At 68.2% G+C, this 21,636-nt stretch carries 21 protein-coding genes; 15 read left to right on the forward strand and 6 right to left on the reverse strand.

The annotated features are described in order from the left end of the window. From ACK59X_RS22290 to ACK59X_RS22315, 6 genes are all read left to right on the forward strand, one after another. Positions 1-542, forward strand: a 542-nt coding sequence (locus ACK59X_RS22290) for a zinc-binding dehydrogenase (RefSeq protein ID WP_409960565.1), incomplete at its 5' end; no start/stop codon positions are given. 25 nt (positions 543-567) lie between these two features. Further along, the gene (locus ACK59X_RS22295) at positions 568-1,023 is read left to right on the forward strand and encodes a GNAT family N-acetyltransferase (RefSeq protein ID WP_409960584.1); all 456 of its coding nucleotides are present in this window, start codon (positions 568-570) and stop codon (positions 1,021-1,023) included. After that, positions 1,020-2,705 carry an isovaleryl-CoA dehydrogenase gene (locus ACK59X_RS22300; protein WP_409960566.1) on the forward strand — a complete coding sequence of 562 codons (1,686 nt, stop codon included), beginning with the start codon at positions 1,020-1,022 and terminating at the stop codon, positions 2,703-2,705. The genes ACK59X_RS22295 and ACK59X_RS22300 overlap by 4 nt, the downstream gene beginning before the upstream one ends. Before the next feature lie 33 nt (positions 2,706-2,738). Beyond that, complete coding sequence (locus tag ACK59X_RS22305; RefSeq protein ID WP_409960567.1) at positions 2,739-3,686, forward strand: glutathione S-transferase family protein; 948 nt, start codon at positions 2,739-2,741, stop codon at positions 3,684-3,686. Further along, on the forward strand, positions 3,683-4,588 hold the full coding sequence (locus ACK59X_RS22310) for an SDR family oxidoreductase (protein WP_409960568.1): 906 nt from the start codon (positions 3,683-3,685) through the stop codon (positions 4,586-4,588). The genes ACK59X_RS22305 and ACK59X_RS22310 overlap by 4 nt, the downstream gene beginning before the upstream one ends. Next, on the forward strand, positions 4,578-5,156 hold the full coding sequence (locus tag ACK59X_RS22315; protein WP_409960569.1) for a methylated-DNA--[protein]-cysteine S-methyltransferase: 579 nt from the start codon (positions 4,578-4,580) through the stop codon (positions 5,154-5,156). Before ACK59X_RS22310 ends, ACK59X_RS22315 begins: the two co-directional genes overlap by 11 nt. On the opposite strand, the gene ACK59X_RS22320 is transcribed toward ACK59X_RS22315, so the two are convergent. Next, the gene (locus ACK59X_RS22320; protein WP_409960570.1) at positions 5,153-5,935 is read right to left on the reverse strand and encodes an IclR family transcriptional regulator; all 783 of its coding nucleotides are present in this window, start codon (positions 5,933-5,935) and stop codon (positions 5,153-5,155) included. The two genes, ACK59X_RS22315 and ACK59X_RS22320, sit on opposite strands and share 4 nt — an antisense overlap. A gap of 205 nt (positions 5,936-6,140) precedes the next feature. Here ACK59X_RS22320 and ACK59X_RS22325 point away from each other — a divergent pair, with 205 nt between their 5' ends. Genes ACK59X_RS22325 through ACK59X_RS22340 form a run of 4 tightly spaced genes read left to right on the forward strand, consistent with a single transcriptional unit; the run spans position 6,141 to position 9,469 of the window. Further along, entirely contained in the window at positions 6,141-7,097 is a 957-nt protein-coding gene (locus tag ACK59X_RS22325; RefSeq protein ID WP_409960585.1) for a TRAP transporter substrate-binding protein, read from the forward strand. A gap of 21 nt (positions 7,098-7,118) precedes the next feature. Next, on the forward strand, positions 7,119-7,565 hold the full coding sequence (locus tag ACK59X_RS22330) for a type II 3-dehydroquinate dehydratase (RefSeq protein ID WP_409960571.1): 447 nt from the start codon (positions 7,119-7,121) through the stop codon (positions 7,563-7,565). A gap of 51 nt (positions 7,566-7,616) precedes the next feature. Beyond that, entirely contained in the window at positions 7,617-8,192 is a 576-nt protein-coding gene (locus tag ACK59X_RS22335; protein ID WP_409960572.1) for a TRAP transporter small permease, read from the forward strand. Beyond that, a complete protein-coding gene (locus tag ACK59X_RS22340) occupies positions 8,189-9,469 on the forward strand; it encodes a TRAP transporter large permease (RefSeq protein WP_409960573.1) in 1,281 nt (426 codons plus the stop codon). Before ACK59X_RS22335 ends, ACK59X_RS22340 begins: the two co-directional genes overlap by 4 nt. Before the next feature lie 143 nt (positions 9,470-9,612). Here the strand turns inward: ACK59X_RS22340 and ACK59X_RS22345 are convergent, their stop codons facing one another. Further along, entirely contained in the window at positions 9,613-10,218 is a 606-nt protein-coding gene (locus ACK59X_RS22345; protein WP_409960574.1) for a DUF1566 domain-containing protein, read from the reverse strand. A gap of 135 nt (positions 10,219-10,353) precedes the next feature. Here ACK59X_RS22345 and ACK59X_RS22350 point away from each other — a divergent pair, with 135 nt between their 5' ends. Both ACK59X_RS22350 and ACK59X_RS22355 read left to right on the forward strand, forming a co-directional pair. Next, a complete protein-coding gene (locus ACK59X_RS22350) occupies positions 10,354-11,385 on the forward strand; it encodes a GGDEF domain-containing protein (RefSeq protein ID WP_409960575.1) in 1,032 nt (343 codons plus the stop codon). A 76-nt stretch (positions 11,386-11,461) separates the two neighbouring features. Beyond that, a complete protein-coding gene (locus ACK59X_RS22355; RefSeq protein WP_409960576.1) occupies positions 11,462-12,673 on the forward strand; it encodes a multidrug effflux MFS transporter in 1,212 nt (403 codons plus the stop codon). Here the strand turns inward: ACK59X_RS22355 and ACK59X_RS22360 are convergent, their stop codons facing one another. The 3 genes from ACK59X_RS22360 to ACK59X_RS22370 all read right to left on the reverse strand — a co-directional run bounded on the left by ACK59X_RS22360 (position 12,674) and on the right by ACK59X_RS22370 (position 16,098). After that, positions 12,674-13,774 (reverse strand): DUF72 domain-containing protein, encoded by a 1,101-nt coding sequence (locus ACK59X_RS22360; RefSeq protein WP_409960577.1) that lies wholly within the window; start codon positions 13,772-13,774, stop codon positions 12,674-12,676. Next, the gene (locus ACK59X_RS22365) at positions 13,771-15,618 is read right to left on the reverse strand and encodes a monovalent cation:proton antiporter-2 (CPA2) family protein (RefSeq protein ID WP_409960578.1); all 1,848 of its coding nucleotides are present in this window, start codon (positions 15,616-15,618) and stop codon (positions 13,771-13,773) included. Before ACK59X_RS22365 ends, ACK59X_RS22360 begins: the two co-directional genes overlap by 4 nt. Positions 15,619-15,693: 75 nt before the next feature. Then, complete coding sequence (locus ACK59X_RS22370; RefSeq protein WP_409960579.1) at positions 15,694-16,098, reverse strand: hypothetical protein; 405 nt, start codon at positions 16,096-16,098, stop codon at positions 15,694-15,696. Between the two features lie 155 nt (positions 16,099-16,253). On the opposite strand from ACK59X_RS22370, the gene ACK59X_RS22375 reads away from it, so the two are divergent. The 3 genes from ACK59X_RS22375 to ACK59X_RS22385 all read left to right on the forward strand — a co-directional run bounded on the left by ACK59X_RS22375 (position 16,254) and on the right by ACK59X_RS22385 (position 20,753). After that, positions 16,254-18,623: a Tex family protein gene (locus ACK59X_RS22375; protein WP_409960580.1), complete on the forward strand. Its 2,370-nt coding sequence runs from the start codon at positions 16,254-16,256 to the stop codon at positions 18,621-18,623. Positions 18,624-18,762: 139 nt separating this feature from the next. Beyond that, positions 18,763-19,593 carry an HDOD domain-containing protein gene (locus ACK59X_RS22380; protein ID WP_409960581.1) on the forward strand — a complete coding sequence of 277 codons (831 nt, stop codon included), beginning with the start codon at positions 18,763-18,765 and terminating at the stop codon, positions 19,591-19,593. Between the two features lie 32 nt (positions 19,594-19,625). Beyond that, positions 19,626-20,753 (forward strand): phospholipase, encoded by a 1,128-nt coding sequence (locus ACK59X_RS22385; protein ID WP_409960582.1) that lies wholly within the window; start codon positions 19,626-19,628, stop codon positions 20,751-20,753. On the opposite strand, the gene ACK59X_RS22390 is transcribed toward ACK59X_RS22385, so the two are convergent. Next, on the reverse strand, positions 20,754-21,596 hold the full coding sequence (locus ACK59X_RS22390; RefSeq protein ID WP_409960583.1) for a putative bifunctional diguanylate cyclase/phosphodiesterase: 843 nt from the start codon (positions 21,594-21,596) through the stop codon (positions 20,754-20,756). Positions 21,597-21,636 lie beyond the last annotated feature (40 nt).

Below are 21,636 nucleotides of genomic sequence, written 5' to 3' on the forward strand. Positions count from 1 at the left end.
GCGCGGTGGGCAGCGCGTTTGCCGCATTGGCCAAGGCGCGCGGCTGCCGTGCGGTGGGTATTGCCGGTGGCGCCGACAAGTGCAAGTACGCTGTGGAAGAACTGGGCTTTGACGCCTGCATCGATTACAAGGAACACAGCGACGTGAAGGCCATGTCCAAGGCGCTGAAGGAAGCCTGTCCGAACGGTATCGACGGCTATTTCGAGAACGTGGGCGGCTGGATCATGGACGCCGTGATGCTGCGCATGAATGCCTTCAGCCGCGTGGCCCTGTGCGGCATGATCGCCGGCTACGATGGCCAGCCCCTGCCCATGGCCAACCCCGCGTTGATGCTGATCAACCGCATGAAGATCGAAGGCTTCATCGTCAGCGAGCACATGGAAGTCTGGCCCGATGCGCTGAAGGAGCTGGGCACCCTGGTGGGCACCGGCAAGCTGCGCCCGCGCGAGACCGTTGCAGAGGGCATCGCCGCCGCGCCCGAGGCCTTCCTGGGCCTGCTCAAGGGCAAGAACTTCGGCAAGCAACTGGTCAAACTGATCTGAAGGATTGCACCTGCACATGGCGTCGATGAACCTGCACTGGAAATGGGCCCGCTTCGATGATCTCGGCGTGCATGCCCTGCACGACGCCCTGGCCCTGCGCTGCAAGGTCTTCATCCTGGAGCAGGGCCCCTACCAGGATCCGGACGGGGCCGACAAGCAGTCCTGGCACCTGCTGGGCTACGATGGCGCTGGTGCGCTGCAGGCCTGCCTGCGCGTGGTGGACCCGGGCGTGAACTACCCCGAGCCGTCCATCGGCCGTGTGGTGACCGCCAAGGAGGCCCGCGGCGGCGGCACAGGGCGCCTCTTGATGCAGGAGGGCCTGGAACGCTGCCGCCAAGTGTGGCCGGGCCGCAGTGTGCGCATCAGCGCCCAGGCGCACCTGCAGCGCTTTTACGGCAGCCTGGGTTTCGTGGCGGTGTCGGACGAGTACCTCGAGGACGACATCCCCCATATCGAAATGCTGTGGAGTTCCCCACCATGACCGCTCTGTCCGCGACCGTCTCCGCCACGCACACCGTCTTCAACCAGAGCACGCCGCTGGCGGATGTGAACCTGTTCACTTCCAACCGGCCGCTGCAGGATGCGGTGCACCTGCACGCGCCCGCGCTGGACCGCCGCGCACTCACGGCATTGGGCGCCGAGATGGGCTCGGCAGAGATGCTGGAGCATGCGCGCCTGGCCAACACCCACAAGCCGGTGCTGCACACCCACGACCGTGTGGGCCGCCGCACCGATGCGGTGGAGTTCCACCCCAGCTACCACGCACTCATTGGCGCCGCCCTGCGCCACGGCCTGCATGCCACGCCCTGGTCGCGCACGGATGCCGGGGCCGCCCATGCGCACCTGGAGCGCGCGGCCGGCTTCATGCTCTTCACCGAGACCGAGCCCTCGGTGCTCTGTCCGGTTTCCATGAGCTATGCCGTGACCCCGGCGCTGCGCGGCAACGCGGCTGTGTGGACCGATTGGAGCGCTGGCCTGGCCAGCACACGCTACGACCCGCGCCTGGCGCTGTTCTCGCAGAAGTCCGCGCTCACCATGGGCATGGGCATGACCGAGAAGCAGGGCGGCTCGGACGTGCGCGCCAACACCACGCAGGCTGTGGCGGACGGCAACGATGCCTGGGGTGCGCGCTACCGGCTCACGGGCCACAAATGGTTCTTCTCGGCCCCCATGTGCGATGCCTTCCTGGTGCTGGCCCAGGCGCCGGGCGGGCTCACCTGCTTCTTCCTGCCGCGGGTACTGCCAGGAGAGGGCGAAAACGGCAGCCTCAACGCCATCCGCGTACAGCGCCTCAAGGACAAGCTGGGCAACCATGCCAACGCCAGTTCCGAGGTCGAGTTCACCGAGGCCCTGGCCTGGCGCGTGGGCGACGAGGGGCGCGGCGTGGCCCAGATCCTGGAGATGGGCACCATGACGCGGCTCGATTGCGCGCTGGGCACCAGCGGCCTCATGCGGCAGGCGCTGTCGCTGGCGCTGCACCACACGCGCCAGCGCATGGCCTTTGGCAAGAAGCTCATCGACCAGCCGCTGATGCGCAATGTGCTGGCCGACCTGGCGCTGGAGAGCGAGGCCGCCACGGCCTTGGCGATCCGCCTGGCCAGCGCCTTCGACAGGAAGGACAGCGACGCGCACGAAGCCGTGATGGCCCGCCTGCTCACGCCCGTGGCCAAGTTCTGGGTCTGCAAGCGCGGCAGCGTGTTTGCGCAGGAGACCATGGAATGCCTGGGCGGCAACGGCTATGTGGAAGAGGGCGGCGAAGGCACCATGGCGCGCATCTACCGCGAGATGCCGCTCAACTCCATCTGGGAAGGCGCGGGCAACATCATGGCGCTGGACCTGCTGCGCGCCGTGCGCCGCGCCGACACGGCGGCTGCGCTGGCCGACGAACTGGCCCCCGCTCGTGGCGCCCACCCTGCGCTGGACCGCATGGCCAGCGCATTGCCCTTGCGCGTGGATGCCATGACCACCGAAGCCGAGGGCCGGCGCCTGGCGCAGGACGTGGCCCTGGCCGTACAGGCCGCGCTGCTGTACAAGAGTGCCCCGGCCAGCGTGTTCGGTGCCTTCTGCGATGCGCGCCTGGGTGGCGACTGGGGCTACAGCTTCGGTACGCTGGGCGCCGGTGTGGATTTCGACGCGCTGCTGGAGCGCGCGCTGCCTGCCTGAGTCCCGCGACGTACAAGAAACCGGAGATCCCCGATGACCACCTCCCTGATCCTGCACCATTACCCTTCGTCCCCGTTCTCGGAAAAGATCCGCCTGGCCCTGGGCTACAAGCAACTGGCCTGGAAGTCCGTGGTCATCCCCAGCATTGCGCCCAAACCCGATGTGGTGGCCCTCACGGGCGGCTACCGCAAGACGCCGTTCCTGCAGATCGGTGCCGACATCTACTGCGACTCGGCCCTGATCTGCGACGTGCTGGAGCATGAACAGCCCGAGCCTGTGCTCTACCCGCCGCACCTGAAAGGCGTGGCGCGCGTGTTCGCGCAGTGGGCCGACACCACGCTGTTCTGGGCGGCCATGGCCTACAACCTGCAGCCCAAGGGCGCGGCGGCCATGTTCGCGAACCTGCCGCCCGCCGTGGCCCAGGCCTTTGGCGAGGATCGCCGCGAGATGAGCGCCGGCATGCAGCGCCTGCGCCCGGCCGATGCCACGGCAGCCTACCGCTCCTACCTGCGCCGCATCGCGCACATGGCCGAGGAGCATGACTTCCTGTTCGGCGCCGAGCCCTGCCTGGCCGATTTTGCCGCCTACCACCCGCTGTGGTTCACGCGCCAGTGCGTGCCGGTGATGGCCGACATCTTCAACGCCACGCCGGCGCTGCTCGAATGGATGGACCGCGTGGCCGCCCTGGGCCATGGCCGCATGGAAAAGCTCAGCGCCGAGGACGCCATCACCGTTGCCGCGGGGCTGGACCCGCTGCCGCTGGCCGACGATGTGTTCCAGGACGAGCACGGCATCCCGCTGGGTAGCCCGGTGACGATAGCCGCCGAGAGCTTTGGCACCGAACCCACCGAAGGCGAGCTGATCGCCGCCACGCGCACGCGCTACACCCTGCGCCGCACCGACCCGCGCGCAGGCACGGTGCACGTGCATTTCCCCCGTATTGGCTACACCTTGCGCAAGGCAGAGAAAGCAAGCACATGATCGACGATTTCAAGGGCAAGACGGCCGTACTCACCGGTGCAGGCTCAGGCTTCGGTCTCGAATGCGCGCGCATCGGCGCGCGCCTGGGCATGAGCCTGGTGCTGGTGGACGTGCAGCAGGACGCGCTCGACGCCGCAACCGCCGAGGCGCAGGCAGCAGGCGCCCAGGTGCTGGCGCGCAAGGTGGATGTATCCAGTGCCGCGCAGATGGAGCAGCTCGCGGTGGATGTGGAGCAGCGCTTCGGTGCACCGCACCTGGTGTTCAACAACGCCGGTGTGGGCGCGGGCGGCCTGGTCTGGGAAAACTCCGTCAAGGACTGGGAATGGGTGCTGGGTGTGAACCTCTGGGGCGTGATCCACGGTGTGCGCCTGTTCACACCCATGATGCTCGCCGCCGCCAAGAAGGGCCCGGCCTGGCGCGGCCACATCGTCAACACGGCCAGCATGGCCGGCCTGCTCGATGCGCCCAACATGGGCGTCTACAACGTGAGCAAGCACGCCGTGGTGAGCCTGTCCGAAACCCTTTACCAGGACCTCGCCCTGGTGACCGACCAGGTCAGCGCCAGCGTGCTGTGCCCCTTCTTCGTGCCCACGGGCATCAGCCAGAGCCACCGCAACCGCCCGGGCGACCTGCCGGCCGAAAAGCCCACGCGCAGCCAGCTCATCGGCCAGGCCATGACCGACAAGGCCGTGGGCAGCGGCAAGGTGACGGCGGCCGAGGTGGCGCAGAAGGTGTTCGATGCGGCCGCAGAGCGCCAGTTCTATATCTACAGCCACCCCAAGGCGATTGCCTCGGTGCAGACGCGCATGGAAGACATCATGCTCATGCGCAATCCCACCGATCCGTTCGCGGGCAAGCCCGAGATCGGCGCCCAGCTCAAGGCCGCACTGCGTGCAGACTGAAAAGCGCGGGCCGTCGGCCGCCCAGGGCTTTGCGCTGTTCGCCACGTCGGTGGGGCACTGCGGCATCGCCTGGGATGGAGCTGTGCTGATGGGCGTGCAACTGCCCGAGGATGCGGGGGAGGAACACACCCGCGCGCGCATGCAGCAGCGCTTTCCGGGCGCACCCGAGTCGCCCATGCCGCCCCAGGTGGCCGCCTGGGCGGCCCGCGTGGTGGCCCTGCTCGCGGGTGCGCACGACGATCTGCTCGATGTGCCGCTGGCCACCGAGGGCGTGCCGCCCTTCAATGCCCGCGTCTACGAATTGGCCCGGCGCATACCGCCCGGCAAGACCATGACCTATGGCGAGATGGCCGCCGCCCTGGGCGAGCCCGGTGCCGCGCGCGCCGTGGGCCAGGCGCTGGGGCATAACCCGTTTGCACCGGTGGTGCCGTGCCACCGCATCCTGGCCGCAGGCGGCAAGACGGGCGGCTTCTCGGCCGGCGGCGGGGCGGCCACCAAGATGCGCATGCTGGAGATCGAGGGCGCTTTCGCCCACGACACGCTGGCGCTGTTTGCGCCCAGGGATTAACCGCGCTTTTTCAGCAGTGCAGAGCCCCCGCTGGCCATGGCCAGGTCGTGCGTGGTGTTCAGCAGCGCAGGGCCCAGGGCCTGCATGCGCCCGGGCGTCAGGCGCACCAGCGGGCCGGCGATCGTCACCACCCCCAGCACCGTGCCGTTGCCCCGGCGGATGGGCGCGGCCATGGCCGTCATGGCCGGGGCGAAGACTTCCACGATGGTGCTGAAGCCCTGCTGCCGCGCCGTGCGCAGGTAGGCCAGCAGTTCCTTGACCGTGGTGGGGGCGTTCGGGCCATAGTCCTCGGGCTTGCCGAAACCCTGGCGTGCCACCAGGGCCAGGGCCTCCTCGTCGCTCATGGTGGACAGCCAGGCATGGCCGGCCGAACTGCACGAGAGATTGACCGACAGGCCCATGTCGGGATCGTAGCGCAGGCCGCGCACGGCGCCCTGGGCCTTGGCCACGAAGGTCAGTTCGTCCCCGTTCACCACGGCCAGCCGCACCAGCTCGCCGGATTCGACCGCGAGGCGGTCGAGCAGGGGCTGGGCGATGTCCACCACGCCCGTGGCGCTCAGGTGCGACAGGCCCAGTGACACCAGCTTGATGGTGAGCGTGTAGTTGCCCTGGCTGTGGTCCTGGCGCACATAGCCGCAGCGCACCAGCTCGGCCAGCAGGCGGTGCGTGGCGCTCAGCGGCATGTCCAGTTCGGACGCCAGGCTCGACAGGGCCTTGCCCTCGGGGTGCGGGGCCAGGTGCTCCAGCACTTTGAAGCTGCGTTCGAGGATGCTGCTCATGGCGGGTTCTTTCTATCTTTCCCGGCAATGTACCAAAAATTGTTAAAGGGTTTCTACTATGGAAAGAGTTTCCACTTTTTAATTACGATCTCTTCCCATGGCGCAACCGGTGTTCCGGATGCATGTCCCTGGTCCGACTTTTGATGGAGATCCTCCCGTGAGAAAAACTGCCTGCCTCCTGGCCGCCGCCGGCCTGTCCCTGCTGATGACCGCGCTGCCCGCTGCCGCGCAGCAGGAGCGTGTGATCCGCTTCGGCCACCTGAACAACGCCGACCACCCGGTGAGCTTTGGCGTCAAGCGCTTTGGCGAGCTGCTGGCGGCCAAGAGCGGTGGCAAGCTCAAGGTGCAGGAGTTCCCGGCCTCGCAGCTGGGCAATGAGCTGCAGCAGCAGTCGGCCCTGCAGGGCGGGGTGCAGCAGATGTCGGCGCCGGCCACGACCTCGCTGGCCGGCATCGTCAAGGAATTCGGGCTGGTGGACTTTCCGTTCGCCGTGGCCAACTTCGCCCAGGCCGATGCACTGCTCGACGGCCCGCTGGGCCAGGCGCTGATCGCCAAGCTGCCCGAGAAGGGCCTGGTGGCCCTGGGCTACTGGGACCTGGGCTTTCGCAACGTGACCAACAGCAAGCGCGCCATCACCAAGGCCGATGACTTCGACGGCCTCAAGCTGCGCGTGATCCCCAACCCGGTGTTCCTGGAGACCTTCAAGGCCTTCAAGGCCAACCCCGTGCCCATGCCGTTCGCCGAGCTGTATGGCGCGCTCGAATCCAAGGCCGTGGACGGCCAGGAGAACCCCTACGCCGTGATCCTGTCGAACAAGATGTTCGAGGTGCAGAAGTACGTGAGCGCCACCAACCACGTGTATGCCGCCAACATCGTTCTCGTGAGCAAGAAGTTCTGGGACCAGCTGTCTCCCGCCGAGCAGAAGATGATGCACGAGGCCGCCGACGAAACGCGCGGCTACCAGCGCCAGGTCAGCCGCGCCGCTGCGCAGAAGGCCGTGGGCGACCTGCAGGCCAAGGGCATGGCCTACAACGAGATCGCCCCGGCCGAGCTGGCCCGCATGCAACAGATCGCCAAGCCCGTGAGCGACAAGTTCGCCGCGACCTATGACCAAGCCATCGTCAAGCTCTACAACGACGAACTCGCACGCATCCGCAAATAAGTCCCACGGTTTCGCACCACCATGAAAATCCTTGTCCTCCACGGCCCCAACCTGAACCTGTTCGGCCGCCGCGAATCCCACATCTACGGCACCACCACGCTGGCGCAGATCAACGAGCGGCTGCAGACGCTGGCTGGCGAACTCGGTGTCGAGCTGGACATCCTGCAGTCCAACCACGAGGGCGTGCTGATCGACTTCCTGCACGCCAATATCGACGCCGCTCAGGGCGCGCTGGTGAACCCCGCAGGCCTCACGCAGCATGGCGTGCCGCTGCACGATGCGATCAAGGCCATGCCCTTCCCGGTGATCGAGGTGCACATGTCCAACATCGCCGCGCGCGAGGCCTGGCGTGCGCACTCCATCATCTCGCCGGCCGTCAAGGCCACGGTGCAGGGCTTCGGCCCGCACTCCTACCTGGCGGCGCTGCGCTCGCTGGTGGAAAGCCTGCGCGAAGCTGCCGCGAAGTAAGGTCTGGGTGCGGTTTTTCCCTTCTGCAATTTCCCATCACAAGAGAACTACATGAATAGATGGATAGACCGCGCCTGCCGTGGCCTGGAGGCAGTGATCGCCGCCATGCTGGCGCTGATGGTGGTGCTGGTGTTCGGCAACGTGGTGCTGCGCTATGGCTTCAATTCCGGCATCACCGTGTCGGAGGAAGTGTCGCGCTGGCTCTTCATCTGGATGACCTTCCTGGGTGCCATCGTCGCGCTGCGCGAGCAAGGCCACAGGGGTGTGGACATGGTCGTGCATCTCCTTCCGGCGGCGGGCAAGAAGGCCTGCCTGGCCCTTGGGCACGGGGTGATGCTCTATATCGTCTGGCTGCTGTTCCAGGGCAGCCTGGCGCAGGCGCGCATCAACTGGGATGTGACGGCGCCGACCACGGGGGCTTCGATGGCCATCGTCTATGCGGCGGGCCTGGTGTTCGCGGTGTGCGCGGCGCTGATCCTGGCCATCGACCTGTACCGCCTGCTCAGCGGCCAGATCGCCGATGAGGACCTGGTGATGGTGCAGGAATCGGAAGAAGCGGTGCAGTTGCAGCAGATCCTGGGCAACGCTGGTGCCGATGCGTCCCGTGGCAAGGAGGGCGCGCGATGACCATCTTCGTCTTTGTCGGTTCGCTGCTGCTGGCCATGGCCATGGGCATACCGATCGCGTTTTCGCTGCTGGCCAGCGGCGTGGCGCTGATGTGGCACCTGGACCTGTTCGACGCGCAGCTCCTGGCGCAGAACCTGATCGGCGGGGCCGACAGCTTTCCGCTGCTGGCCGTGCCCTTCTTCATGCTGGCCGGCGAGATCATGAACGTGGGCGGCCTGTCGCGCCGCATCGTGGACTTCGCGCTGGCCCTGGTGGGCCATGTGAAGGGCGGGCTGGGCTATGTGACCATCATGGCCGGCTGCCTGCTGTCGGCCCTGTCGGGTTCGGCCGTGGCCGATGCGGCGGCGCTCACCGCGCTGCTGCTGCCCAAGATGGTCAAGGCCGGGCACGACAAGCCGCGTGCCGGCGGGCTGATCGCGGCCACCGGCGTCATCGGCCCGGTGATCCCGCCGAGCATCGGCCTGGTCATCTTCGGGGTGGCGGCCAATGTGTCGATCTCCAAGCTGTTCCTCGCGGCCATCGTGCCGGGCATCCTGATCGGCGCCGCGCTGTGGCTGACCTGGGCCTTCCTGGTGCGGCGCGAGAAGATCGTGCCGCCACCGCGCAAGTCGGCTGCCGAGATCTTCACGGCCCTGCGCAAGGCGCTGTGGGCGCTGATGCTGCCGGTGATCATCCTCGTGGGCCTGCGCATGGGGGTGTTCACCCCCACCGAAGCGGCCGTGGTGGCTGCGGTGTACGCACTCTTCGTCTCGGCGGTGATCTACCGCGAGATCAGTTGGCGCGACCTCTACGGCATCTTCGTGGCCGCCGCCAAGACCAGCGCCATCGTGATGTTCCTGATCGCCGCGGCCATGGTCAGCGCCTGGCTCATCACCGTAGCGGATCTGCCGTCCAAGGTGGTGGGGCTGCTGCAGCCCTTCATGGACAACAAGATCCTGCTGATGGCGGCCATCATGGTGCTGGTGATGGCCGTGGGCACTGCCATGGACATGACACCCACCATCCTGATCCTCACCCCCGTGCTGATGCCGGTGGTGAACGCCGCAGGCATCGATCCGGTCTACTTCGGCGTGATGTTCATCATCAACAACTCCATCGGCCTCGTGACGCCGCCCGTGGGCACGGTGCTCAATGTAGTGGCGGGGGTGGGCAAGATGTCAATGGACGACGTGACCAAGGGTGTGGTGCCCTTCATGATCGCGGAGTTCGCCATCATGTTCCTGATGGTGATCTTCCCCTGGCTGGTGACCTGGCCGGCCAAGCTGTTCCACGGGTAGTGCGCGGTCGGGCTTGCGGGTGCCGGCCTCGGTCAGTCTCGTCTTCGATCACGACGGCGACGGAGGCCGGGCTGGCCATGCAGGTGCGTCTTTTTGGGGGGGGAGGGGAGGCCTGCGGGCATCGGCGCCCGGCGGTTCATGCTCTATTGATCGGTATAGGTACGGACCAGGCGGAAGTGCAGCTTGCTGTACTTCGCTGCGTCGGAGCGGATGTCACCGGTCTCCAGGTCCACGGCAAAGCGCTGGTTCACGCGTGTGGAGTCCAGGCTTTCACCGCCTTGCCCCTGGCGCTGGGCGCGCTCCACATTGCCATAGTTGTAGTGGTTGCCCGCCAGGCCGCCCTGCACATTGGTGTTGGAGGCCCAGTGCCAGCCCGAGGGGGCGGCCGGGAACAGCCGGGCATCGAGCCCGGGCGTGCTGGCCGACTTGTCGACCAGGCGGCGCAGTTCGGCGGCGCGCGGCAGGCGCCAGGGCAGGTTCTCGGCCTTCCAGCGCGCCTGGGCATGGGCCAGGGCCTGGGCATAGTCCAGCTCCAGCGGCGTGCCGGTGCAGGTCTTTCCATTCCATTGCATGCCTTCCACGCAGCGCGGCCAGGCCAGCCTGGCGCGGGTGTCCACCACCAGGCTGCCGTCGGGCGAGAGCGCCAGGGCCACTGCGGGCTCGGTAGTCGCCTGCGCCCGGACCGCCATGTGGGCCGCGAGGCAGGCAAGGGCCAGCGCCAGGCTGCGGGTGGGGAAAAAGTGCGTCATACAGCCCGATGTTCGCACGAAGTGCGCACGCTGCCTGCGGTCAGGGGTGCTACAGTGCGTCGCGCCCTTGCGGCCTGTGCGGCCGGCGCTCTCATTTTTCATCATCCAGGCTGCCCTGACGAGGAACCCGTACCGATGCGACCGGACCGCCAGCCGCTCATCCGCCAGTTGTTCGACGACTACATCGCGCTGTACTCCACGCGCGATGAGCGCCTGATCGCGCGCCTGAGCACCCAGTTCAGCGGCTATGCCAGCCGCAGTGACCGCCTGGTGCACACCCGCAGCGAGTGGGTGGGCGCCATCCTGCAGGACTTTGCGCTGGTGCCGCAGCACATGCGCATCGAGGTGCTGGACCTGTGCCTGCAGGACCTGGCCGAGGACGTGGTCTCGGCCACGGCGCTGGTGCATGTGCGTGGCCCCGATGACGGCGAGACGCCGGCCGGCCAGGTGCCGGTGGCGCGTCTGGTGCTGGTGTTCCGCCTCGAAGGCACGGACTGGAAGATCGTGCACAGCGGCACCTCGGTGCCTTCGGGACCCCTGCCGCAGGCCAGCGCCTCGGCGGCCATGGCGCGCCTGCAGTCCGAGCACCGCATGCTCCAGGCCCAACTGCAGGAGAGCACGCGTGCTTTGGCCGAGGCGCAGCAGCGCATCGACGCCATGGACCGCACCGACAGCCTCACCGGCCTGGGCAACCGGCGCCAGTTCGACCATGTGCTGCAGCAGGCCTGGGAGCGCGCCCAGCGGGCTGCCACGCCGCTGGCCCTGGTGCTGCTGGAAGTGGATGCGCTGCGCCACTTCATGGACCGCCATGGCCACCTGGCGGGAGATGCCTGCCTGAAGACCATCGCCCTCACGCTCACCCAACTGGTGCAGGAGCGCCCCGGCAGCCTGGTGGCCCGGTTTGCGGGCGATGCCTTTGCCCTGCTGCTGCCGGGCGCCAGCGCCGATGAGGCGCATGTCCTTGCCGAAGCGGCCGTGGTGGCCGTGCGCACGCTGGCGTTGCCGCACGAAGGCTCGGCCCTGGGCCGGGTCAGCATGGGCGGTGGCGTGGCGCAAGTGGCTCCGGTGCGCGACCAGCGCCACGACGAACTGGTGCGCGCTGCCAGTGCGGCCCTGGCCCGTGCACGGCAGGCCGGTGGCAACCGCGTAGAGCCGCAGCACGACTGACTCCGGGCCTGCCTACCCTGAAAGCGGCTCCGACGGTAGTAAAGGGTCTTTACAAAAAGCCGCGACAATGGCGGCCATGCATTCTTCCGGTTTCTTCAAGATGGCCCTGGTGTTGGGCCTGCTCTCGGCCATTGGCCCATTCGCGATCGACATGTACCTGCCTGCGCTGCCCGAGATCGGGGCCAGCCTGGGTGCCTCGGTGGGCGCCGTGCAGTGGAGCCTCACGGCCTTCTTCCTATCGCTGGGGGCGGGCCAGTTGCTCTATGGCCCGGTGTCGGACATGGTGGGCCGCAAGCCGCCGATGTACTTTGGCCTGGCGCTGTTCACCTTGGCCAGCGTGGGCTGCGCCCTGGCCACCGACATCGAGACCCTGGTGGCGCTGCGCTTCGTGCAGGGCCTGGGCGCGGCGGCGGGCATGGCGATCCCGCGTGCCGTGGTGCGCGACCTGCATACGGGCACCGATGCGGCGCGGCTGATGTCGCTGCTGATGCTGGTGTTCAGCGTCTCGCCCATCCTGGCGCCGCTGGCGGGCAGCGGTGTGATCGCGCTGGCCGGCTGGCGTGGCGTGTTCTGGGCCGTGGCGATTGCCGCCGTGGCAGGCCTGGCGCTGGTGTATGCCAGCCTGGGTGAGACCCGGCCGGCCGAGGACCGGGTGGAGAGCAGCCTGGGCGGCGCCCTGCGCGCCTATGGCCTGCTGCTGCGCGACTGGCATTACCTGGGCCTGGTATTCATCGGCGGCTGCGCCATGGCGGGCTTTTTCGTCTACCTGGCGGGCTCGCCCTTCGTGCTGATCAACCACTATGGCCTCACGCCGACGCAGTACAGCCTGGCGTTCTCGGTCAACGCGGCGGCCTTCATCGGCACTTCGCAGTTCACGGCGGCGCTGGGCGAGCGCTTTGGCCTGGTCCGCTTGGTCAAGGTGGCGGCCACGGGCTCGGGCATGGTCATGGTGGCCATGCTGTCCTACTACCTGCTGGGTGGTGACCAGCTCGCGGTGCTGATCGGCCTGTATTTCGTGGCCAGTGCGCTCATGGGGCTCGTGATCCCGACCACCTCGGTGCTGGCACTGGAAAAGCACGGTGCCATTGCGGGCACGGCCTCGGCGCTGCTGGGCACGCTGCAGATGCTGACCGGTGCGGCGGCCATGGGCATCGTGGGCCTGTTTGCCAACGGAAGGCCGCTGCCCATGGTGGTGGGCATGGCCACGGGCGCCCTGGTGGGCGTGGCGCTGGCCTGGATCACGCTGGCGGGGCACGGCGACCCGGTGCCGGCTGCGGCCAAGGCCTGATCACCCCTTTCGGGGCGTTGGCGGCTGTGCGGCCACCCGCTCGGCCAGGGTGCGGATGGTGCGGGGCGCCGAGCCCTCGGCATGGTTGCTGATGCAGACGTAGGCGTTCTGGCCCGCGCCGGTCACGCCGGTGATCAGGCGCGCCAGCGCCTCATGGTTCTCCGGATCGGGGTGGTGCACCCTGTCGAAGGGCTCGTAGAGCTTTTCCGCCTCTTCGTAGCCATAGGGGCCGTGCACGGTGTTGAGCATCCAGCGGCAGACCAGGGGGCCGGGCCACAGCGCGCGCAGCATGGGCAACTGCTCGGCCAGCGGCGGCATCTTGGGGTGCAGGTCGATGCAGTAGGTGGCGCCGGCCTCGCGCAGCACGGCGGCGAAGTCGGGGCCTATCCAGTGCTCGCGCACCCATTCGGGGTCGCGCACCTCCACGGCCAGGATGCCGTCGGGCGCGATGGGCGCCACTTTGGGCTGGGCCAGCAGCAGGGCGCGCAGGCGCTGCAGCACCTCGGGCAGGCGGTCGAGCTGGTCCATGGGCAGGGGGCTGAGCTGGAACACCAGCGCCCCCACCTTGTGGCCCAGGCCCTGCAGCGCAGGTTCGACGAACTCGGTGCGCGCCTGGTCGGCATCGAGGAAGGCGGGGTTGGGCTCGCGCCCCCGGCCGTCCTCGCTGCGCACCAGGGCGTCGGTCACCAGGCTCGGGGCCTTGACCACGAACCGGAAGTCGTCGGGCACCTGGCTCGCGTAGCGCTCGTACTGGCTCACGGTGAGCGGGCGGTAGAAGCTGCGGTCGATGCTCACCGTGCGCAACAGCGGGTGCTGGGCGTAGATGGGCAGGCCGTTCTTGGAGAGCTGGGCTTCGGAGTGCTCACCCTCCCAGACCAGGCCCTTCCAGCCCGGGTAGGTCCAGGTGGAGGTGCCCAGGCGCAGATTGCGTGGCAGTTGGTCCGCCAGCGCCTGCAGCGCCTGGTCCTGCGGCTGGGCGGCGACACCGATGCCCTTTTTCTTTTTGGGCGGCGCCACCTCTGCGGGTGGGGCCACTGGAGCCGGAGGGGGCGGCGGTGGCGGCGGGCCGCCGAACAGATCGTCCTGGATGCTGCTGCTCATGCCAGCGGGGCGGCCGCCGCGGGCTGCAGCGGCTCCTCGATGGCATCGGCCGCCTCTTCGTTGAGGGCGCGGCCTTCGCGCTGGGGTTGGGTGAGGGGCGTGGGAATCCACTTGTTGCCCTGGAAGAAGTTGCGCGCGCCGTCCTGGTCGCCGGCCAGCTCCAGCTGCAGGCGCTCGGCATCGCGGGCGCGGATGCTGTCTGCCACCTCGGCTGCCTCTTCCGGGTCCACACCCAGGGTTTCCAGCGCCTGCATGCCGAAGCCCATGGCCGACTCGAAGGTCTCGCGCATCTGGTAGTCCACGCCCAGGCGCAGCAGCTCGATGGCGTGCTGCCGGTCGAAGGCGCGGGCCAGCACGGGGATCAGCGGGCACTCGTGCTTGAGCAGCTCCACGATGTGGGTGGTGGTCTTGGCATCGTCGGTGCAGACCAGGATGGACTTGGCATGGTGCGCGCCGCTGGCGTGCAGTACGTCCAGGCGCGTGCCGTCGCCGTAGTAGACCTTGAAGCCGAACTTCGCGGCCGCCCGGATCATGTCGGTGTCGTTCTCGATGATGGCGATGTCCACGCCGCGCGCCAGCAAAAGCTGGCTGGCGATCTGCGCGAAGCGGCCGAAGCCGATGATGAGCACCGTGCCCTGGAGGCCGTCGGCGGCCTCGATGCCGTCCATGTCCTGCGCGGGCTCGGGCGGCATGAGCCAGCGCAGCGAGAGCACGGCCAGCGGCGTGAGCGCCATGGAGATGATCACTGCTGCGGTAAGCACGGCGTTCATGCGCGCCTCCACGATGCCGGCGCTGGCTGCGGCCGAGTACAGCACGAAGGCGAATTCGCCGCCCTGGGCCATGAGCATGGTGCGCTGCAGGGCCTCGCCATGCGCGGCCTTGGTGAAGCGCGCCACGGCATACACGCCGATGCCCTTGATGGCCATGCAGGCCACCACGCCGCCCAGCAGCAGCGTCCAGTTCTGCAGCACCAGCGGGATGTCGAGCGCCATGCCCACGCCCATGAAGAACAGGCCCAGCAGGATGCCGCGGAACGGCTCCACATCGGCTTCGAGCTGGTGGCGGAAGGTGGATTCGGAGAGCATCACGCCCGCGGCGAAGGCGCCCATGGCCATGGACAGCCCGCCCCACTGCATGGCCAGCGCCGCGCCCAGCACCACCAGCAGGGCGGCGGCGGTCATCACCTCACGCGCCTTGGAGCGGGCCAGCACGCTGAACAGGGGGTTGAGCAGCCAGCGGCTCACGGCCACGAGCCCGGCCACGGCCGCCAGGGCCACGCCCACGGTGACCCAGCGCGAGACGGCCTCGCCCGCCGGTGCGGGCGACAGGAAGGCAACGATGGCCAGGAGCGGCACGATGGCCAGGTCTTCGAGCAGCAGGATGGAGACGATTCGCTGTCCGCGGGGGGTGGAGGTGTCGCCGCTCTCGTCGAGCAACTGCATCACGATGGCGGTGGACGAGAGCACGAAGCCCGAGGCCGCGATGAAGGAGACCGCTGTCGACAGCCCCGCCAGCACGCCCGTGGCGGTGAGCAGGGCAATGCACACCAGCACCTGGGCCAGGCCCAGCCCGAAGATCTGGCGGCGCAGGTTCCACAGCCGGGTGGGCTGCATCTCCAGCCCGATGACGAAGAGGAACATCACCACCCCGAGCTCGGCGACATGCAGGATGGTCTGCGCATCGCTGAAGAAGCCCAGGCCGAAGGGGCCGATGGCCAGGCCGGCGGCCAGGTAGCCGAGTACCGAGCCCAGGCCCAGCCGCTTGAACAGGGGGACGGCGATGACGCCAGCGGCCAGCAGCACGACGACTTTGACGAGTTCGGTGCCTGATTCAGCAGCGGCCATGGGGACTCCGGGACAAACGGGAAACAAAACGGGCGATTCCCGGGATGGTAGCGCCATCCAGGCCCTTGGCCGCCTTCAGGAGCTGGAGAACAGGCCGCCTTCGTCCAGCAGCTCGTAGGCAATCTCGGGGCGCTGGTCCATGCCCTTCTTTATCGCGGCGGGAATCGCCTGGCGCGTTTTGCGGCACAGGCCGGGCTGCTCGTGCACCAGGATGGCGATGCCGCGCAGAGTGCGTACCTCGTTGGGGCTGAGGCTGATGGCGATGCGTATGCCCAGTTGCTGCTCCATGCGTTCATGCATGCGGCGCCGGTCGGAGAGGATGGCGATGTTCTCCAGCCGGGTGACCAGTTTTTTCTCTTCCGCTTGGGTCAGCTGCAGGATGCGGGTGTCGCCGCCCGGGGCCTGGATCAGTGCCTCCCGCTCGCAGACACAGGCGCCGGGCGGGCATTCCGTGCGGACGGGGAAGGGCAGGGTCGTCATGAACAAGGCGTGCAGGCAGGCGGTGCCTGCATTCTAGGGATGTCCGGCCTTTTCAACCGAAGGCCAGGGCATTGCCCCGGCTGTTACCAAAAGTGCCTGTGGCAAACTCCCGCGCTTCGCGTAGTTTTTTCGAGTTTCAGAGAGTTTGCCCACCCATGCAGCAGATCGTCCGGCAGTTGGCCGCAGAAATCAAAGTCAGTGAATCCCAGGTGCGTGCAGCGGTGGAGCTGCTGGACGGGGGCGCCACGGTGCCCTTCATCGCCCGCTACCGCAAGGAAGTGACGGGCGGGCTCGACGACATCCAGCTGCGTGAGTTGGAGGCGCGCCTGTCCTACCTGCGCGAGCTGGAAGACCGACGCGTGGCCGTGCTCAAGAGCATCGACGAGCAGGGCAAGCTGACCGATGCGCTGCGCGCGGCCATTGCCGCCGCGCCGACCAAGCAGGAGCTCGAAGACATTTACCTGCCCTTCAAGCAAAAGCGCCGCACCAAGGGCCAGATGGCGCGCGAGTTCGGCATCGAGCCCCTGGCCGACAAGCTGTTTGCCGACCCTACGCTGGACCCGGCGGCCGAGGCCGCTGCCTACACCAAGCCGCCCGAGGTGTTGGACGACGGCAAGACGGGCGCCGATTTCTCCACCGTGCCGGCCGTTCTGGACGGTGTGCGCGACATCCTGTCGGAGCGCTGGGCCGAAGACGCCGTGCTGGTGCAGTCGCTGCGCGAATGGCTGTGGGCCGAGGGCCTGCTGCGCAGCAAGAAGATCGACGGCAAGAACGAGAACGACCCCGAGGTCTCCAAGTTCCGCGACTACTTCGAGTACGACGAGCCCATCGGCCGCGTGCCCTCGCACCGCGCGCTGGCCGTGTTCCGCGGCCGTGCGCTCGAAAGCCTGGAGGGCAAGCTGGTGCTGCCGGTGGAGCCCGAGCCGGGCAAGCCCAGCATCGCCGAAGGCAAGATCGCCCTGCACCTGGGCTGGAGCCATGCCGGCCGCCCGGCCGACGACCTGCTGCGCAAGTGCGTGGCCTGGACCTGGCGTGTGAAGCTGAGCCTGTCGACCGAGCGCGACCTGTTCGCCCGCCTGCGCGACGAGGCCGAGAAGGTCGCCATCAAGGTGTTCGCCGACAACCTGCGCGACCTGCTGCTGGCCGCGCCGGCCGGCCCGCGCGTGGTGATGGGGCTGGACCCGGGCATCCGCACCGGCGTGAAGGTGGCCGTGGTGGATGCCACGGGCAAGCTGGTGGAGACGGCCACGGTATACCCGCACGAGCCGCGCCGCGACTGGGAGGGCTCGCTGCACACGCTGGCCAAGCTGGCCGACAAGCATGGCGTGAACCTGATCGCCATCGGCAACGGCACGGCCAGCCGCGAGACCGACAAGCTGGCGGCCGACCTGATCAAGCTGGCGGCCAAGGCCGAGCGCGTGATCGAGAAGGTGGTGGTGAGCGAGGCCGGCGCCTCGGTCTACTCCGCCAGCGAATACGCCTCGCAGGAGATGCCCGACGTGGACGTGAGCCTGCGCGGCGCCGCCAGCATTGCGCGCCGCCTGCAAGACCCGTTGGCCGAGCTGGTCAAGATCGACCCCAAGAGCATCGGCGTAGGCCAATACCAGCACGACGTGAACCAGAGCGAGCTGGCACGCACCCTGGGCACCGTGGTCGAGGACTGCGTGAACTCCGTGGGCGTGGACCTGAACACGGCCAGCGTGCCGCTGCTGTCGCGCGTGTCGGGCCTGTCGGCCAGCGTGGCCAAGGCCGTGGTGCGCTGGCGCGAGGCCAATGGCGCCTTCAAAAGCCGCAAGCAGCTCATGGACGTGGCCGGCCTGGGCGCCAAGACCTTCGAGCAGAGCGCAGGCTTCTTGCGTATCCGCGGCGGCGAGAACCCGCTGGACATGACCGGCGTGCACCCCGAAACCTACCCCGTGGTCGAGCAGATCATGGAAAAGACCGGCAAGCCGGTGGCCGAGATCATGGGCCGCGCCGACATGCTCAAGACCCTGAAGCCCGAGCTGTTCGCCAACGAGAAGTTCGGCGTCATCACCGTCAAGGACATCCTGGGCGAGCTCGAAAAGCCGGGCCGCGACCCGCGCCCGGACTTCAAGGTGGCGCGATTCAACGATGGCGTGGAAGACATCAAGGACCTCAAGGAAGGCATGGTCCTGGAGGGCACGGTGAGCAACGTGGCCCAGTTCGGCGCCTTCGTGGACCTGGGCGTGCACCAGGACGGCCGGGTGCACGTGAGCCAACTGGCACACAAGTTCGTGAACGACGCACGCGAAGTGGTCAAGACCGGCGACATCGTCAAGGTCAAGGTCATGGAGGTGGATGTGGAGCGCAAGCGCATCGGCCTGTCGATGAAGCTCGGCGATGCCCCGCCGCGCCAGGGCGGCGACCGCGGTGGTTACCGCGACAACCGCTTCGAGAGCGCGGGGCGTGGACAGCAGCAGGGCGGGCGCCGCGCGCCCGAGCCGGCGCAGCAATCGGCCATGGCTTCGGCCTTCGCCAAACTCCAGCAGGCCAAGGGCCGCTGAACCCCGCGGCGCTCCTGACCGTTGATACGGCCACCGCAACCGCCCGTGCAGGTAAGACTGCATGGGCAAAATGGGTGATGGGTTCGCGGTATCGGCAGCGCCATAATCGGCGCTTGTTCCACCAGAAGCCCCGCCACCCATGGAGTTGAATGCACTGCTGGCACAGCCGGCTGCCTTGCCCAGTCTGCCGCGCACGGTTGCGCTGCTGATGAGCGAGCTGGCCCAGCCCGAGCCCAGCCTGCGGCGCATGAACCAGCTCTTTGGCACCGATCCGGCCCTGGCCGCGCGCCTGCTGGAGCTGGCCAACTCCCCGGCCTTCCAGATGCCGCGCCAGATCGCCGGCATCCCCCAGGCCCTGGCCCTGCTGGGCACCGGCCAGTTGCGCACCCTGGTCACTTCCGCGCCGCTGGGCACCACGTCGCGCTCCGTGCCAGGCATCAACATGCAGCAGTTCTGGCGCTACAGCCTGAACACGGCCAAGCTCTCGCGCTCGCTGGCGGGCCTGGTGCACCACGACCAGATCGCCGCCTACACGGCGGGCCTGCTGCACGGCCTGGGAGAACTCGTGATCCACCTGGCCGATCCCGAGAAGGCCCATTCGGTCAACACCCTGGTGGCGCCGCTGGACATGCGCCGCAGCAAGGTGGAGCAGCGCATCTTCGGCTACTGCTATGCCAATGTGTCTGCGGGGCTGGCACGCCGCTGGCAACTGCCCGAAGTGGTGGTCGATGCGCTGCAGTACCAGGACGCGCCGTTCGAGAACAAGGCCTACGAGCCGCTGGCCGGCGTGATCCACCTGGCCTCCTGGCGCGCGCGGGCGCGCGAAGCCGGGCTCAACGAGAACGAGCTGGCCGTCTCCTTCCCGGGCGAAGTGGGGCTGGTGCTGGGCCTGGACATCGACATGGTGCTGCAGCAGGACCCCATCGACTGGAACGTGCGCCCCGAGGCCGCCGCCGATTACGTGGTCTGAGCCACGGGCCTCGCTCTGGGAGAATGCAGGGCATGAAAGCACTGCGCATCCACGCGGGCCCCCGCGCCCGCCAGCACCTCGAACAGCACGGCCTGCAAGCGGGCGATGTGCGTGTGATCCCCGCGGCGGCCGGCGGCCCCAAGGGCCTGGTCCTCGGCCCGCTGGACCGTTTCCTGTTTGGCGAGTGGCTGGCCGCATCCAGCCAGCCGGTGCACCTGGTGGGTGCCTCCATTGGCGCCTGGCGCATGGCCACGGCCTGCCTCCAGTCCTCGGTGGCGGCCTTCGCGCGGCTGGAGCACGACTACATCCACCAGAGCTATGAGCTGCCGCCGGGCAAGAAGCGGCCTTCGGCATCGCATGTCAGCGAACGCTTTGGCCAGAACCTCGAAGCCTTCTACGGCGGGCGGATCGGGGAGGTGCTGAGCCACCCGCGCTTTCACCTGCACATCGTCACCTCGCGCGGCCGGCATGTGCTGGCGCGCGAACACCGGGTGGGCACGCCGCTCGGCTACCTCGGGGCTTTCCTGAGCAACACGTTGCACCGCAAGGCCCTGGGGGCCTGGCTGGAGCGTGTGGTGTTCTCGTCGCCGGATGCAGGCCTGGCAACCGGTGCGGCCCTGCCTTTCGGGACGGCCGACTTCCGCACGCGCCAGGTGCAGCTCACCGAGCAGAACTTCATGCCGGCGCTGCAGGCCAGTTGCTCGATTCCGTTCGTGCTGCAGGCCGTGCACGACATTCCGGGCGCGCCACGCGGCGCTTACTGGGATGGCGGCATCACCGACTACCACCTGCACCTGGGCTACCACCAGGCCCCGATGGCGCAGGTGGTCGAAGGCGCGGCCCGGGCCGGCGGCGGCCTGGTGCTGTACCCGCACTTTCAGCAGCAGGTGGTGCCGGGCTGGCTGGACAAGGGGCTCAAGTGGCGGCACCGTTCCACCAGCGCGCTCGATTCCATGGTGGTGCTGTCACCCCACCCCGACTGGGTGCGTGCGCTGCCCAACAGCAAGCTGCCGGACCGCAACGACTTCACCCACTACGGCCTGGACGGTGCGGCCCGCGCCAAGGCCTGGCTGGCCGCCACGTCGGCCAGCCGCCAACTTGCCGACGAGTTTGCACAGTGGCTGCAGCGGCCGGACATGGCGGCCGTGCAGCCCCTGTAGTCAGCGGGCCGCCGTGGTGGGTGCTGCTGCCGCCGCTGCCGCCGGGGCCTGGGCGGCGTGCCGGGGTGGGGCCTGCTCGTAGGCCCGGGTCCATGCCAGTACCTCGTGCGCCGGCATGGGCGGCGCAATGCCGAAACCCTGCGCGCGTTCGCAACCCAGTGCCAGCAGCTTGTCGCCATGGGCCGGTGTTTCCACGCCTTCGGCAATCACGTGGCGGTTGAAGGCCTGGGCCAGGGTGATGATGGCGGTGACCAGGGTCAGGTCGTCCTCGTCGTGCAGGATGCCGCGCACGAAAGACTGGTCGATCTTGATGCTCTCCGCCGGCAGGCGTTTGAGGTAGGACAGCGACGAGAAGCCGGTGCCGAAGTCGTCCAGCGCAAAGCGCACGCCCAGTGCCTGGCAGCTGCGCATCATGCTGCGCATGTAGTGCATGTCCTGCAGCGCGGCGGATTCGAGGATCTCGAGTTCGAGCTGGGCGGGGGACACTTCCGGGCAGGTGAGCAGCAGGTCCTTGAGCCGGTCCACGAAATCGGGCCGGTGGAAGTGCTGTGCAGCGATGTTCACGCTGACCTCCCATTGCACGCCCGCCAGGCTCCACTGCCGCATCTGGGACAGGGCTTCCTGCAGCACCCATTCCCCGAGTTCGGCCACGGCCTGCGCATCTTCCAGCAAGGGCAGCACATGCTGCGGGCCGAGCAGTCCCTGTTCGGGGTGCTGCCAGCGCAGCAGCGCCTCCATGCCCAGCACCTCGCCGGTGCGCAGGTTGACCTTGGGCTGGTAGTACAGGCGCATCTCGCCGGCCATGCACTCCCACCATGCATGCCGCTCGTTCAGCAGTGGCAACGGGGCCTGGAGCTCTACAGCACCGGCCTGTTAATTATTT

The sequence above is a fragment of the Acidovorax sp. genome, assembly GCF_046339755.1.
Lineage (GTDB): Bacteria > Pseudomonadota > Gammaproteobacteria > Burkholderiales > Burkholderiaceae_C > Acidovorax.

Excerpts from the sequence above, each read along its gene's own strand:
- ACK59X_RS22295 (WP_409960584.1), top strand. The coding sequence starts at position 568 with ATGAACCTGCACTGGAAATGGGCCCGCTTCGATGATCTCGGCGTGCAT.
- ACK59X_RS22300 (WP_409960566.1), top strand. The coding sequence starts at position 1,020 with ATGACCGCTCTGTCCGCGACCGTCTCCGCCACGCACACCGTCTTCAAC.
- ACK59X_RS22305 (WP_409960567.1), top strand. The coding sequence starts at position 2,739 with ATGACCACCTCCCTGATCCTGCACCATTACCCTTCGTCCCCGTTCTCG.
- ACK59X_RS22310 (WP_409960568.1), top strand. The coding sequence starts at position 3,683 with ATGATCGACGATTTCAAGGGCAAGACGGCCGTACTCACCGGTGCAGGC.
- ACK59X_RS22320 (WP_409960570.1), bottom strand. The coding sequence starts at position 5,935 with ATGAGCAGCATCCTCGAACGCAGCTTCAAAGTGCTGGAGCACCTGGCC.
- ACK59X_RS22325 (WP_409960585.1), top strand. The coding sequence starts at position 6,141 with ATGACCGCGCTGCCCGCTGCCGCGCAGCAGGAGCGTGTGATCCGCTTC.
- ACK59X_RS22330 (WP_409960571.1), top strand. The coding sequence starts at position 7,119 with ATGAAAATCCTTGTCCTCCACGGCCCCAACCTGAACCTGTTCGGCCGC.
- ACK59X_RS22335 (WP_409960572.1), top strand. The coding sequence starts at position 7,617 with ATGAATAGATGGATAGACCGCGCCTGCCGTGGCCTGGAGGCAGTGATC.
- ACK59X_RS22340 (WP_409960573.1), top strand. The coding sequence starts at position 8,189 with ATGACCATCTTCGTCTTTGTCGGTTCGCTGCTGCTGGCCATGGCCATG.
- ACK59X_RS22345 (WP_409960574.1), bottom strand. The coding sequence starts at position 10,218 with ATGACGCACTTTTTCCCCACCCGCAGCCTGGCGCTGGCCCTTGCCTGC.
- ACK59X_RS22350 (WP_409960575.1), top strand. The coding sequence starts at position 10,354 with ATGCGACCGGACCGCCAGCCGCTCATCCGCCAGTTGTTCGACGACTAC.
- ACK59X_RS22355 (WP_409960576.1), top strand. The coding sequence starts at position 11,462 with ATGCATTCTTCCGGTTTCTTCAAGATGGCCCTGGTGTTGGGCCTGCTC.
- ACK59X_RS22360 (WP_409960577.1), bottom strand. The coding sequence starts at position 13,774 with ATGAGCAGCAGCATCCAGGACGATCTGTTCGGCGGCCCGCCGCCACCG.
- ACK59X_RS22365 (WP_409960578.1), bottom strand. The coding sequence starts at position 15,618 with ATGGCCGCTGCTGAATCAGGCACCGAACTCGTCAAAGTCGTCGTGCTG.
- ACK59X_RS22370 (WP_409960579.1), bottom strand. The coding sequence starts at position 16,098 with ATGACGACCCTGCCCTTCCCCGTCCGCACGGAATGCCCGCCCGGCGCC.
- ACK59X_RS22375 (WP_409960580.1), top strand. The coding sequence starts at position 16,254 with ATGCAGCAGATCGTCCGGCAGTTGGCCGCAGAAATCAAAGTCAGTGAA.
- ACK59X_RS22380 (WP_409960581.1), top strand. The coding sequence starts at position 18,763 with ATGGAGTTGAATGCACTGCTGGCACAGCCGGCTGCCTTGCCCAGTCTG.
- ACK59X_RS22385 (WP_409960582.1), top strand. The coding sequence starts at position 19,626 with ATGAAAGCACTGCGCATCCACGCGGGCCCCCGCGCCCGCCAGCACCTC.